This is a genomic window from Evansella halocellulosilytica (assembly GCF_002335745.1).
Lineage (GTDB): Bacteria > Bacillota > Bacilli > Bacillales > Salisediminibacteriaceae > Bacillus_CA > Bacillus_CA halocellulosilytica.
Genome location: NZ_NIST01000001.1, coordinates 3934776 through 3948217 on the forward strand (window position 1 = coordinate 3934776; position 13442 = coordinate 3948217).

13 protein-coding genes are annotated in these 13442 nt (G+C 37.3%); all 13 read right to left on the reverse strand.

Annotated features, from left to right (window positions below):
* Positions 1-20: 20 nt before the first annotated feature.
* The gene (locus CD001_RS18660) at positions 21-2075 is read right to left on the reverse strand and encodes a chemotaxis protein CheA (RefSeq protein WP_096189106.1); all 2055 of its coding nucleotides are present in this window, start codon (positions 2073-2075) and stop codon (positions 21-23) included.
* A gap of 13 nt (positions 2076-2088) precedes the next feature.
* Entirely contained in the window at positions 2089-3147 is a 1059-nt protein-coding gene (locus CD001_RS18665; RefSeq protein ID WP_096189107.1) for a protein-glutamate methylesterase/protein-glutamine glutaminase, read from the reverse strand.
* A gap of 77 nt (positions 3148-3224) precedes the next feature.
* Complete coding sequence (locus CD001_RS18670; protein WP_096189108.1) at positions 3225-4106, reverse strand: MinD/ParA family protein; 882 nt, start codon at positions 4104-4106, stop codon at positions 3225-3227.
* Positions 4103-5233, reverse strand: a complete 1131-nt coding sequence (gene flhF / locus CD001_RS18675; RefSeq protein WP_096189109.1) for a flagellar biosynthesis protein FlhF — start codon at positions 5231-5233, stop codon at positions 4103-4105. Before flhF ends, CD001_RS18670 begins: the two co-directional genes overlap by 4 nt.
* On the reverse strand, positions 5230-7275 hold the full coding sequence (gene flhA, locus CD001_RS18680) for a flagellar biosynthesis protein FlhA (protein WP_096189110.1): 2046 nt from the start codon (positions 7273-7275) through the stop codon (positions 5230-5232). Before flhA ends, flhF begins: the two co-directional genes overlap by 4 nt.
* Positions 7276-7316: 41 nt before the next feature.
* The gene (flhB, locus tag CD001_RS18685; protein WP_096189111.1) at positions 7317-8396 is read right to left on the reverse strand and encodes a flagellar biosynthesis protein FlhB; all 1080 of its coding nucleotides are present in this window, start codon (positions 8394-8396) and stop codon (positions 7317-7319) included.
* Positions 8397-8398: 2 nt separating this feature from the next.
* A complete protein-coding gene (gene fliR, locus CD001_RS18690) occupies positions 8399-9175 on the reverse strand; it encodes a flagellar biosynthetic protein FliR (RefSeq protein ID WP_096189112.1) in 777 nt (258 codons plus the stop codon).
* Between the two features lie 5 nt (positions 9176-9180).
* Positions 9181-9450 carry a flagellar biosynthesis protein FliQ gene (gene fliQ, locus CD001_RS18695; RefSeq protein ID WP_096189113.1) on the reverse strand — a complete coding sequence of 90 codons (270 nt, stop codon included), beginning with the start codon at positions 9448-9450 and terminating at the stop codon, positions 9181-9183.
* 12 nt (positions 9451-9462) lie between these two features.
* The gene (gene fliP / locus CD001_RS18700; RefSeq protein WP_096189114.1) at positions 9463-10131 is read right to left on the reverse strand and encodes a flagellar type III secretion system pore protein FliP; all 669 of its coding nucleotides are present in this window, start codon (positions 10129-10131) and stop codon (positions 9463-9465) included.
* Entirely contained in the window at positions 10125-10826 is a 702-nt protein-coding gene (locus tag CD001_RS18705; protein ID WP_096189115.1) for a flagellar biosynthetic protein FliO, read from the reverse strand. Before CD001_RS18705 ends, fliP begins: the two co-directional genes overlap by 7 nt.
* Positions 10827-10847: 21 nt before the next feature.
* Positions 10848-11207, reverse strand: a complete 360-nt coding sequence (locus CD001_RS18710; RefSeq protein ID WP_096189116.1) for a response regulator — start codon at positions 11205-11207, stop codon at positions 10848-10850.
* Positions 11208-11243: 36 nt separating this feature from the next.
* Positions 11244-12446, reverse strand: a complete 1203-nt coding sequence (fliY, locus tag CD001_RS18715) for a flagellar motor switch phosphatase FliY (RefSeq protein ID WP_096189117.1) — start codon at positions 12444-12446, stop codon at positions 11244-11246.
* Entirely contained in the window at positions 12439-13434 is a 996-nt protein-coding gene (fliM, locus tag CD001_RS18720) for a flagellar motor switch protein FliM (protein ID WP_096189118.1), read from the reverse strand. The genes fliY and fliM overlap by 8 nt, the downstream gene beginning before the upstream one ends.
* Positions 13435-13442 lie beyond the last annotated feature (8 nt).

Genomic DNA, 13442 nt, shown 5'->3' on the forward strand with positions numbered 1-13442 from the left:
CAAGTTTCCTAAATCATCCATTACGATTTGATTAACGAATTACAATCAACAATAAGTGCAACTTGTCCATTCCCTAAAATAGTTGCCCCGGATATAGCAAAGACATTTGTTAAATAATTCCCTAATGATTTTAAAACAATCTCTTGCTGACCAATGAATGAGTCAACGACGAGAGCAGCCATTTTCTCCCCTTTGCGAACAATCACAATTGAATGATACTTGCCTTTCTCTGTCGTTTTCGGAACGTCGAAAAATTCATTTAAATAAATTAACGGAACGACACTGCCTCTAAAATCGATTACCTTCTGATTATGGGCAGCCAAAATTTCTTCATCTTTAATAATTGCCGTTTCAATAATCGATGATAAAGGAATCGCAAAAATTTCATCTTCCACTTCTGTGAGCATTACTGATATGATCGATAAAGTGAGCGGTAATTGAATTAAAAATTCAGTCCCATAACCAGGCTCTGAATCTACTGAAACGTTTCCGCCTAATGATTCAATTTTGCTTTTTACAACATCCAACCCAACACCTCTACCTGAAATATCAGATATTTGGTCTGCTGTACTTAATCCACTCGAAAACAGAAGTTCATACACTTGTTTATCAGTTAACGACGAGGCATTCTCTTTCGATACGACACCGCGATCAATCGCTTTATTTAAGACTTTTTCACCATTAATACCTGCACCATCATCAGACACTTCAATAAATACATGGTTTCCACTATGATAAGCATTAAGCGTGATGTTACCTTGAGCTGGTTTCCCGTTCTTTTTTCTCGTCTCTGGGTCTTCCACCCCATGATCAATCGAGTTTCTTAATAGATGGACGAGCGGATCGCCAATTTCATCGATAACCGTCCGGTCTAATTCTGTTTCAGCACCGATGATTTCTAAATGGACATCCTTATTTAAATCTTTTGACAGTCCCCGAACCATTCTCGGAAATCTGTTAAATACTTGCTCGACAGGGACCATTCGCATATTTAAAATAATATTTTGTAAATCACCAGAAATACGAGACATATGTTCAACAGTTTCTGTTAATTCGTTACTGTTAACTTCTTTTGAAATTTGCTCTAATCTTCCTCGATCAATAACGAGTTCCTCGAATAAGTTCATTAATGTATCGAGGCGTTCAATATTCACCCTTATTGTTTTATTTGCTGACGGTGCTGCTTTTTGTTTGTCACTTTCTTTTTCTTGATTATTTTCACCTGAATTATCATCCTTCTCAGATAACTTTTCTGTTAAAGAGTCTGCAGAAGAATCATGATCGTAGTTGTCTGTAATGTTATTTATTGCATCAAGATTTAATTCATCTATCACGACTTTTTCAATTTCAGACACCTTCATAACACGTTCTTTGACCTCATTTGCCGATTCTTTTGTAACGAGTGTAACGATAAATGATGTTTCGAACTTCTCCTCTTCCAACTGTTCAACTGTAGGATTTGACTTGATTACTTCACCAATTTGTTCTAAAACTTCAAAAACCATAAACACTCTAGCGGCTTTTAATATACAATCTTCTCTCAAATGAATGGAGAGATTAAATGACGAGAAACCTTGTTCTTTAGATTGTGATAAAACGGTTAATTCAAAATCATCAAATCGAAGTTCTGAGGCAACTTCGGTCTGACTTTTATGTTCCTGTGTAGCAGTCGTTGCTGCTATTTCTTGTACAGCTTCGCCTTTTTCAATTCGCTCAAGCTTGTCAACAATTGCTTTAACATTCTTTTTACCTGAACCGTTATTTGAGATGTCTTCAACCATTTCTTCTAAATAATCGACAGATTCAAAAACGACATCCATCAATTCACTCGTTGCTGAAATTTGATTATTACGAATCCCATCCAGCACATTTTCCATCTGGTGAGTTAAGCTTGCTAAATCTTCAAATCCCATCGTAGCAGCCATTCCTTTTAACGTGTGCGCTGACCGGAAAACTTCATTGACAATTGATGTATCACTTGGATTTTTTTCTAACGATAATAGATTTTCATTCATCGCTTGTAAATGCTCGTTGCTTTCATCAATAAACATGTCCAAATATTGGTTACTCTCCACAACCTTACCTCCTCTAGTTACATTCACTCACAATTTTTGGTGCGACATCTTCTAAATCTAGGACAAAATCTACTTTTCTCGTTTCAACAGCTGATCTCGGCATTCCATAAACAATCGACGTCATTTCTGACTCAGCAATACTACATGTCTGTGTGTTCATTTTTAAATTCAAAAGTCCTTTCGTTCCATCAGAACCCATTCCTGTTAGGATTGCAGCAATGACTTTTACATTCAATTGACAGAGAGAGTTGAACATTGTGTCAACAGATGGTCGGTGACCATTAACCGGTTCAGACACGTCTAATTTAATTACAATGGAAGTTCCCATTTTTTTCGCTAATAAGTGGTACCCTCCAGGGGCAATATAAGCAACTCCTTGCTTTAAAATCTCTCCATCTTCTGCTTCCTTCACCGTAATTTTTGAAAGAGAGTTTAACCGTTGGCTTAATGATTTTGTAAATCCTTTAGGCATATGCTGAACGATTAATATCGGATGCGGAAAACATTCTGGAATGACCGGCAGAACTTCTTGCAATGCCTTCGGACCACCGGTTGATGTGCCAATTGCTACGACCGTTTTTGTTTCACTCTTACTCGAAAATCTCTTATTGATCTGTTTTATATCATGACTATGAGGAAGCGATTTTTTCCTTTCAAATTTAGAGAGCTTCGTTACTTTCGTTTTCGCAGCCCATTTTACCTTTTCGACTAAACTACTCTTTACTTTATGTATATCTAGAGAGATTGGACCTGACGGTTTAGGAATGAAATCAAAGGCGCCTAATTCCATTGCTTCAATTGTCGTTTCGGCGCCTTCCTTCGTCGTACTGGAAAGCATAATTGTTGGTGTGGGGTACTTTTCCATAATTACTTTTAAAGCATGGATTCCGTTCATAACTGGCATTTCTACGTCTAATGTGACGACATCAGGTTTATATTGAACGATCTTCTCTAAAGCATCTTCTCCATTACGAGCTTTAGCGATAACGTTTATCGCAGAATCTTCTTCAAGGAAATCACTAATCATTTTTCTCATAAATGCAGAATCGTCGACGACTAGAACGTTAATCATTGGCGTACCCCCTTTATATTTTTTTCGTGAATGTCATCCTTTTCCGAACGACTTTAAGTAAGATATGTTTGATAGATTTATGATTTAAATAACCTTTTTACTTTTGATAGAAAATATTGATACCGATCAATTTCTTCTTCATACTTGCTTGCTGTATAATTTTTTGCGATTTTCTTTATCGCGGCCGCTGGTTTGGAGTTAGGTGCGTCCAAAATGAACGGCCTTTGTGAACGGACAGCTTTACGAACTGAATTATCATCAGGGATTGCTCCTAAATAATGAACTTCTTTCTGTAAAAAACGGGTGCTCACATTTAGAATGTTTTGAGCTGTTGTATTTCCTTCATTTTTATTGAGTGTCCGATTAACAACGATCGATAACGGAACCTCTTCATCTTCAACGTGAATGTGCTTAATCATCGCATAAGCATCTGTTACAGATGTCGGCTCCGGCGTTGTCAAAAGAATAATTTCATGAGCAGCTAATAAAAACTGGAAAGAACTTTTACTCGCCCCTGCACCCATGTCAAAAATAATATAATCATAATGCTCATTCATGACTTGTAATTGACTCATAAAATGCTCTTTACGATGATCATTCATCTCAAAGACATCTCGTAACCCTGAACCGCCAGCGATATAAGAAATACCATCAGGGGTCTTTTCGACTATATCCCAGATCGGCAACTCTCCTTCTAGAAGATCAACGATCGATAACCTAGACGTTTGTCCCAATAAAATATCAATATTCGCCATCCCTATGTCTAAATCAAATATTAACACGTTTTGCCCCTGATTTTGAAGCTCTAAGGAAAAGTTGACGACAAAATTTGACTTGCCGACCCCTCCTTTTCCGCTTACGACACCTATAACTTTAGTCTCATCCCTTTCGATTACCGACCGAGACTTACGCGCTATAGTGACTCTGTTTCTTAAAGCATCCGCTTGGTCTTTCATCATTTGTTTCTCCTTAAGACCTTATGAACAATGTCGCTAACGTTAGCTTCAGTAATGTCATCTGGGACATTTTGTCCTGTTGTAATATAAGATAAGCCTATTCCACTCTCGGCGATGACGTTGATCATAGCCCCAAGAGAATCGGTTTCATCTGCTTTAGTAAAAATAAATTTATTTATATTAATATGGTTAAATTGTTCAACGATTTTTTTCATATCGCGATATTTTGACGTTAATGATAAGACAAGGTGAGTTTCCATTTCTTCATTAAAATCGATGACTTGACTAAGCTGCTGAACATATAGTGAATTTCTAAAATTACGTCCTGCTGAATCAACTAGTATGAAATCGCAGTCTTTGAACCTTAATTTCGCTTGTTGAAAATCCTCTATTGAGTAAGCAACTTCAATTGGTGCATGTAAAATTTTCGCATACGTTTTCAATTGTTCTATGGCAGCAATACGGTATGTATCAGTAGTAATAAACGCAACTTTTTTTCCATCTTGTATGGATGCTTTCGCTGCAATTTTAGCGATTGTTGTCGTTTTCCCAACACCTGTAGGACCGACTAGATTTAAAAACTTTTTATTATAAGAAACTCCGCCATTAGGGATATCACGAATCAGTTCCTTTAGTTCTTCTACTGTCCAGTCCATTATTTCTTCCTTTTCTTTTGTTTCTCCCTCATGTTTATACCATCGTTTTAATAGATTCTTCATGACATTCAATCGATTGACTTCATTAAGTTCCTGATCAACAAGGACCTCATTGATCTCATTTAACGCTTCAGGATATTCTTCGTGACTTCGTAAATGACTTCTATTCATCGCTTCAATCATTTTTTTAATATTTTCGATCTCCGATTTCAGGTGATGTTTACGTTCAGTTGAAGGAAAAGGAGATTTTTCAGGACTTGCTTTTACTGGTCCTTTTCGAATCACTTTTGTCTTTCGTATTGCATCAGGGTCAATCGCTGCGATCACTTCAATATTTTTTTTTGTAAAAAAACCTAATATCCCGCCAGTTTCGACCTGTTTTGAATTTAAAATGACTGCATCCTTTCCTAATTCTTGACCAATCTTTGTCATCGCTTCCTGCATATTTTTCGCTATATATTTTTTTATCTTCATGACCCATTCACCACCCCGACACTTTGTACTTCTATATGCGGCTCCAACTCATTGTAAGATAACACTGGAACTTGAGGAATATACCGCTCAATCAAGTTACGAACATACATTCGAACAGCTGGTGAACAAAGGATGACCGGCATTTGACCTGTTTCTTGCATTCGCTCAACTTCCTTCATTGTCGTCTCAATAACAGATTGCATCGTATTAGGATCTAAGTTCAAAAAGTTTCCATGTTCTGTTTGTTGAACAGCATCTGCTATCGTCTTTTCTACGGATCCACCGACAGTAATGACGTATAATGGCTCATTTTCAGCCGTATACTGCTTGGAGATTTGTCTTGACAATGATTGTCGGACATATTCAGTTAATAAATCGGTATCTTTTGACATTTGACCGTAATCTGCCAATGTTTCAAATATGACAGGTAAATTTCGAATTGAAACCTTTTCTTTTAATAAATTACTTAACACCTTCTGAATTTCCCCAGTTGACAGTGGGTTCGGTGTTACGTCTTCGACAAGCGTTGGATACGACTCATTTAAATGGTCAATAAGCTGCTTCGTTTCTTGTCGGCCAAGTAATTCATGAGCGTGACGCTTAATTACTTCTGTTAAATGAGTAGAAACAACGGAAGGTGGGTCTACAACTGTATAGCCTGATAATTCAGCTTGATCCTTTAATTCCTCTGATATCCAAAGAGCCGGAAGTCCGAATGCAGGTTCGATCGTCTCTATACCAGTCACTGACTCATCTTCAACTCCTGGGCTCATCGCCATAAAATGGTCTAACAGCAGCTCACCTTTCGCTACTTCATTGCCTTTTATTTTTATTGAATATTCATTTGGTTGAAGTTGAATATTATCCCGGATACGAATGACTGGTACAACCATTCCCATTTCTAATGCCAGTTGCCTTCTAATCATCACGACGCGGTCTAGGAGATCCCCTCCTTGGTTGGCGTCAGCTAATGGGATTAATCCATAACCAAATTCAAATTCAATGGGATCAACTTGCAATAAATTCACGACACTCTCTGGAGATTTAATATCCTCTTCTTTTCCAACTGGTTCTTCCTCTTCTACGTTTTCCACTTCAAGCATCTTCTTCTCATTTCTTTCAAGGAAGAAGCCTCCAGCACCTAAAATAACTGCGACAATCGTTGTAATAATTGGATCAATAGGTGTTAAAAAACCTAAAAGTGCAATGGTAGCTCCTGCGACATAAAGCATTTTAGGGTACGCGAACAACTGACGTGTTACATCGTGACCAAGGTTTCCTTCAGAGGCAGCTCTCGTCACGACGATTCCTGTAGCCGTAGAAACAAGAAGTGCTGGAATTTGACTAACAAGTCCATCTCCGACTGTTAGCAGCGTATATTTATTTGCTGCTGACGTAAGGTCTAATCCTTCTTGTATCATTCCAATGACTAAACCAAAAATAATGTTAATTAAGACGATGACGATCCCAGCAATTGCGTCCCCTTTAACAAATTTACTTGCACCATCCATCGAACCGTAAAAATCTGCTTCTTGTTCAATTTTCTTTCTACGTTCTCTCGCTTCAGAATCAGAAATCATCCCTGCATTTAAGTCTGCATCAATACTCATTTGCTTTCCTGGCATCGCATCTAATGTAAATCGCGCGCCGACTTCTGAGACACGTTCAGCCCCTTTTGTAATGACGACAAACTGGATGACGACTAAAATAATAAATACAACAAAACCGACAAGTGCATTTCCTCCAACAACAAAGTCTCCAAACGTCTCAATGACATTTCCTGCATCTCCGTGATTTCCTAAGATTGCTCTAGTTGTAGATACATTAAGACCGAGACGGAACAACGTCACAAGTAATAATAATGTTGGAAATATTGAGAACTGCAGCGGTTCTCTTGTATTCATTGAAACGAGTATAATTAAGAGCGCAAAGGAGATATTAATAATGATTAAAAAGTCAATCATTCCAGTTGGCAGTGGAATAATTAACATGATTACGATAAGTATAACTCCTAATAATATACTTAAATCTCTAGGTGCCATTGCGCTTCTCTCCTTCTAATATCGAAATACATTAAACGATCTTATAATTTCTTTTGAATGCGATATACATATGCTAGTACCTCTGCTACCGCTTTAAATAGATCTTCTGGTACTTGATCCCCTATTTCTGCTTGAGCATATAAGGCTCTTGCGAGCGGACGATTCTCAACTGTTACGACATGATTGTTTTTAGCAACGTTGATCACTTTTAAGGCAATGTAGTCAACACCTTTTGCTACGACGACCGGAGCATCCATTTTTGAATCGTCATATTTTAGTGCTACGGCATAATGAGTCGGGTTCGTAATGACGACATCAGCTTTTGGTACTTCTTGCATCATCCTGCTCATCGCCATTTGTTTTTGTTTTTCTTTAATTTTGGATTTGATCAGCGGGTCACCTTCTGTTTTTTTATACTCATCTTTCACATCTTGTTTTGACATTCGAATATTTTTTTCGTGGTCGTATTTTTGATACATATAATCTAAGATTGATAGAAAAATAAGTAAGAAAGCAACAGACAGTCCCATAATGACAGTCAAATTACCAATTAAGCGAACACCTTCTCCGACCGAATATAAACCTAATTTTAATATTTCATCAAAAAACACCCAGATGACAGTAAACGTGACAATACCGACGAGTGTTATTTTCAACATAGATTTTAAAAATTCTACAAGCGCACGAATTGAAAAAATTCGCTTTGCACCTTTAATTGGATCAATTTTACTAAGCTTCATTTTAATAGCTTCTGGTGCAAATAAAAATCCAACTTGCACATAGTTGCTGAAGATTCCGGCAACCATTGCAATGAACATAATTGGTGCAACGATAATCACAGCTTGATATGTATAGTTTAAAAACATCGAATGAACATTTTGTTCTGTTAAATCAAGTAAAAGATATTCTTCATAAGTAAACCTCGCAATTCCAAACATCTGCTCTGCTGCAAAACTTCCAATAAACCAAAATAATAAAAAGACAAATAATAATATAAATGCTGTATTGACATCAGTACTTTTCGCTACTTGACCTTTTTTTCGAGACTCTTGTCTTTTTTTCGGTGTTGCCTTTTCAGTTTTCTCTTGAGCGAAAAATTGTAAATCGAGGGAAAGATACATCCCTAAACTCCTCCATAAAGTTCCATCAATGTTCTCATTGTCAATGTCATCGTTTCGATTAAATATTGAACTAACACGAAGAACGGAGCCATGACTAAAAAGAGAATAATAAAACCTGCAATAATCTTTAAAGGCAAACCTACAACAAAAACGTTTACTTGAGGAACCGTCCGGGAAACCATCCCTAAGGCTACATCAACTAAAAACAGAGAACCGACAATGGGCATCGCCATTTGGAAGGCAATAATAAACATCGTATTAAAGCTAGTAACGACATGATTCATTACAGATTCATCTCCTATTGGTAGAAACAATTGCTCTAAAGGGACGAACTGATAACTGAAAAACACACCGTCCAATAATAAATGATGTGCATCTGTCGCAAGTAAAAACAATAAGGCAAATGTATATAAATAACCACCAGTTAGAGGGCTTTGTGCTCCCGTTTGCGGATCAATAACATTGGCAATCATAAAACCCATTTTTATATCGATGAAACCACCAGCTACTTGTATTGCATATAAAATAATTGTTGCAACTAAACCTACTGTCAAACCTACGAGTGCTTCTTTTATAATAAGTAAAAAATATTCGTAATTGATTTCAAAAACTGGCCAATCACCTGTAAAAAAAACTAACCAACTTATAAAAACTCCGATGCCAATTTTTAATGGCGCTGGAATGTTTTGATACGAAAAAAAAGGTAACGTGACTAAAAAAGCGGTGATACGAACGAAAATGAGTAAAAATGCTGGAAACCATTCAAATATTTCAATCATTGGATTTATCCTACAAACTGATGCAAGTTACTGTATATCTGTTGAGCAAATGCCAGCACTTGAGAGAGCATCCATGGTCCAAAAATAACTAACGCGAGTAATACTCCGACTATTTTCGGGATAAATGCTAATGTCTGCTCCTGGATTTGTGTCGTTGCCTGGAATATACTGACGATTAAACCGAGTCCTAAAGCCGTTATTAACAGTGGACCCGCTACTAAAATCACAGTAAATACCCCACGCTCCGCTAAACTTATAACCATTTCTGCACTCATTCGAACCACCCTTTAAAAACTAAGTAACAATGACCTGACAACAAGATGCCAGCCATCGACCATCACGAACAGGAGTATTTTAAATGGCAATGAAATCATTACTGGTGGTAACATCATCATCCCCATCGACATTAAAACACTGGCAACAACCATATCAATGACTAGAAAAGGAATAAATATCATAAAACCAATTTGAAAGGCTGTTTTAAGTTCACTAATGGCAAACGCAGGAACTAAAGAAGTTAACGGAATATCTTCTAATGATTCCGGCCTGTCCAATCCTGCATAGCCCATAAATAAAGCAAGATCTTTTTCTCGTGTATGCTGTGCCATAAATTCTTTCATTGGTAACGCTGCGGCATCAAATGCCTCTTCTTGGTTTATTTCACCTTCAAACAATGGTTGAAGTGCTTCTTCATTTACCTCCGCAAATACAGGTGCCATAATAAAAAATGTAATAAATAAGGCCAAACCGATCAGCACTTGGTTCGGTGGCATTTGCTGTGTTGCAAGACCGGACCGTACGAATGATAGAACAACAACGATTCTTGTAAAACAAGTCATTAAGATCAATATACCTGGTGCAATCGCTAAAACTGTTAAAAGTAGGAGCAGCTGTACGGTTGCTGTTAAATTTTCCGGGTCGTCACTAAAAATATCTAGCGCTGGAATTTCTACCATCTGTCTTTCTCCTTAAATGACGAGTGAGCTTTTTCTTGAGAGTCTTTAACTTCTTTCAACTTATTATCTAACAAGCTATGAAACGATTCAGATGACTGATTTTCAGAACCTCGACGTTTTTGCATCCATGTAGATAATTTTTTTATCGGTTGTTCAAGACCTTCAGTTGGCTTATGCTCTTCAAGAATTTTTTCGATCTCATCTTCATCTTCAATTTCTTTTAATAACTGCACTGTTTCTCCAACGCCGACAACGAATAGCTTATCTCCAATTCTGACAAGCTGTATCGACCGGTTCGCCCCTAACCCTACTCCGCCTATACTTTCGATTGTTGAATGGCTCCGAAATGATTTAGAGCGGTTATTTACAAATTTCAACAGACCGTAAATGAGGAATATGACAACACCAAGTGCCAAGAACATTTGCATAGATAACAAAAATAAGTTTTGTTCACCTATTCCGGCTACCTCACTAGATTCTTCATCCGAATCATACGTTGTTTCATCAGCTCGGTCCTCTACGTGTTCATCCTGATCAATTAATGAATCTTCATGCTGCTCAACATTTTCAATTTCAAACATATCCCCAACTTTACCGTCACCTTCTCCGAACTGCTCAGCAAATGAGAAGGTAGGGATGGAAAAGGCAAAGCATATGACAAAAATAAATATCGTTCTTCCAATTGCTTTCAACATTTACACTCCTCTGAAGCGATCTTATCCTAATGTTTTATTAATCGCTTCTAACACGCGATCGGCTTGGAAAGGCTTCACAATAAAGTCTTTTGCACCTGCTTGAATCGCATCGATAACCATTGCTTGTTGCCCCATTGCTGAACACATTATCACTTTTGCATTAGGATCATGCTTTCGAATTTCTTTCAACGCCGTAATCCCATCCATTTCAGGCATTGTAATATCCATCGTAACTAAATCAGGTGACTGCTCTTTATACATCTCTACAGCTTGAGCTCCATCTCCCGCTTCCCCTACTACTTCAAAATCATTTTTCGTTAAAATATCTTTGATCATCATTCTCATGAATGCAGCATCATCAACAATAAGTACTTTTGTCATTTTTCTAATTCCTCCTAGCTATACGTGTTAGTTCCATTATCTTAATTTTTTTAAACGATCTTTCGGACTGACGATGTCAGTTAATCGTACACCAAAGTTTTCATCAATAACGACGACTTCACCTTTTGCAATTAACCTTTGGTTCACTAATATATCAATCGGTTCACCTGCTAATTTGTCTAACTCAATAATTGACCCTTGGCTGAGCTCTAAAATATCTTTAATTGATCGCTTCGTTCTTCCTAGCTCTACCGTCACTTCTAGAGGGATATCTAAAAGCATATCTAAATTTTTCACTTCAGAACCAGTTAATGATGGTGTATCAAAGTTTGAGAATTCAGCAGGTTGAACATTAGCTGACCGTTCAGACTGTTTCGGTCCAGATGATAAATGCTGAGGTTGATTTCTTTCTTGCAATTGCGAAGCACCACCTTGTTGAGCTAATCTATCTTCATTTGACTCGGATGAAACTGCTTCTTGAGTTTGTTGTGAGTGTGGCGCTGTTTCCTTTTCATGACTGTCCAATGATTGGTTCTCTTGAACCCCTTCTTCAGGATTCATTAGTTGCTCTACCATTGTTTTCGCAAAGTTTACAGTAACTAGTTGCATAATCTTTGAATCAATTAAACTGCCAACTTTTAAATCGAATGAAATTCGAATTAATATATCATCATCTGGAATGTCTACACCGTCAGGATCTTCTTGTAAATTTAATGCGTCAATATCTGGTGGTGATATATCAACTCGTTTGTTGAAGATCGTTGACATCGATGTAGAGGCAGAACCCATCATTTGGTTCATTGCTTCTTGAACAGCACTCAATTCCATTTCACCAAGCTCTTCATTTACATTTGATCCGTCATTTCCTAGCATTAAATCTGCAATGACTGCAGCATCTCTGCTTTTAATTACGAGTAAGTTTTTCCCTTGAAACCCCTCTGTATATTGAACAGAGACAGCAACGTGTGGCTGTGGGAACTCTTTCTCCAATTCATCATGTTTTACAACTGATACTCTAGGTGTCGTAATATCTACCTTTTGATTAAGCAGAGTAGATAGTGCAGTTGCTGCGCTTCCAAATGAGATATTACCAATCTCACCTAAGGCATCCTGTTCAATTCCTGATAAATAATTTTCAACAATTAGATCTGAAGATGTTTCATTTCCCGCTGAATCGTCTTCATCCATCCCATTTAATAATGCATTAATCTCTTCTTGTGAGAGCATATCATCATTCATCTTCGTTCCCCTCCTCATCAATGATGTCAGTGATTTGAACTGCTGTGTTGGATTTCTTTTTCCCTGGCTGTGCTTTAAATTTCGAATGATCGCCAACCCTGACAAGTAATGGATCTTCGATTGATTGATCGAGTTCGATAATATCTCCTTCAGTTAAATGTAAAAACTCGTTGATAGAAATTTGTGAAGTACCTAACTCGACAACAACATCTAATGGTGCTTTTTTTAAGTTTGTTTCTAACGATTCAATTTCACCCGGTTGTCGCTCTTTTTTCTTTGTTTGCATCCATAAATGAACAGACAATTTAGGCAAGATTGATTCAATGACAACATGAGGAATACATAAGTTTATCATACCGGACGTTTCGCCAATCGTCGTTGATAAAGAAATGACAACGACAGTTTCATTAGGAGATACGAGCTGTAAAAACTGAGGATTTACTTCTAAATCATCCATCACTGGATCAATTTCCTCAACTGATTCCCAAGATTCGCGGAACGTTTCAAGCGTCCGTTGAAATAATTGTGTCATAATTTTCGTTTCAATTTCTGTTAAGTTCTCAACTTTATTTAATGCTTCTCCTTTGCCGCCTAGCATTCTGTCAAGCATCGCATAACCAACATTCGGATTAAATTCCATGACAAATCTTCCCTCAAGCGGATATGGCTCAAATACACTTAGTAATGTCATCTTTGGTATTGAGCGGATAAACTCGTCATATGGCAGTTGGTCAACAGAAGCAACATGTATTTGAACAAATGTTCTCAGTTGTGCTGAAAGCTGAGTTGTTAAAAGACGCGCAAAATTTTCATGTATTCTTGTTATGCTTCGAATTTGATCTTTTGAAAAGCGAAGTGCTCTTTTAAAATCGTAAACCTTTATTTTTCTTTCGCTTTCCTCTTTTTTTAATTCATCTGCATCCATTTCACCTGTAGATAATGCAGAAAGGAGGGCGTCAATTTCTCCTTGTGATAATACATCTGCCAAAGAGCCTC

Excerpts from the sequence above, each read along its gene's own strand:
- fliY (WP_096189117.1), bottom strand. The coding sequence starts at position 12,446 with ATGAATGATGATATGCTCTCACAAGAAGAGATTAATGCATTATTAAAT.
- fliP (WP_096189114.1), bottom strand. The coding sequence starts at position 10,131 with ATGGTAGAAATTCCAGCGCTAGATATTTTTAGTGACGACCCGGAAAAT.
- fliQ (WP_096189113.1), bottom strand. The coding sequence starts at position 9,450 with ATGAGTGCAGAAATGGTTATAAGTTTAGCGGAGCGTGGGGTATTTACT.
- fliR (WP_096189112.1), bottom strand. The coding sequence starts at position 9,175 with ATGATTGAAATATTTGAATGGTTTCCAGCATTTTTACTCATTTTCGTT.
- flhF (WP_096189109.1), bottom strand. The coding sequence starts at position 5,233 with ATGAAGATAAAAAAATATATAGCGAAAAATATGCAGGAAGCGATGACA.
- CD001_RS18710 (WP_096189116.1), bottom strand. The coding sequence starts at position 11,207 with ATGACAAAAGTACTTATTGTTGATGATGCTGCATTCATGAGAATGATG.
- flhA (WP_096189110.1), bottom strand. The coding sequence starts at position 7,275 with ATGGCACCTAGAGATTTAAGTATATTATTAGGAGTTATACTTATCGTA.
- CD001_RS18705 (WP_096189115.1), bottom strand. The coding sequence starts at position 10,826 with ATGTTGAAAGCAATTGGAAGAACGATATTTATTTTTGTCATATGCTTT.
- CD001_RS18665 (WP_096189107.1), bottom strand. The coding sequence starts at position 3,147 with ATGATTAACGTTCTAGTCGTCGACGATTCTGCATTTATGAGAAAAATG.
- flhB (WP_096189111.1), bottom strand. The coding sequence starts at position 8,396 with ATGTATCTTTCCCTCGATTTACAATTTTTCGCTCAAGAGAAAACTGAA.
- CD001_RS18670 (WP_096189108.1), bottom strand. The coding sequence starts at position 4,106 with ATGATGAAAGACCAAGCGGATGCTTTAAGAAACAGAGTCACTATAGCG.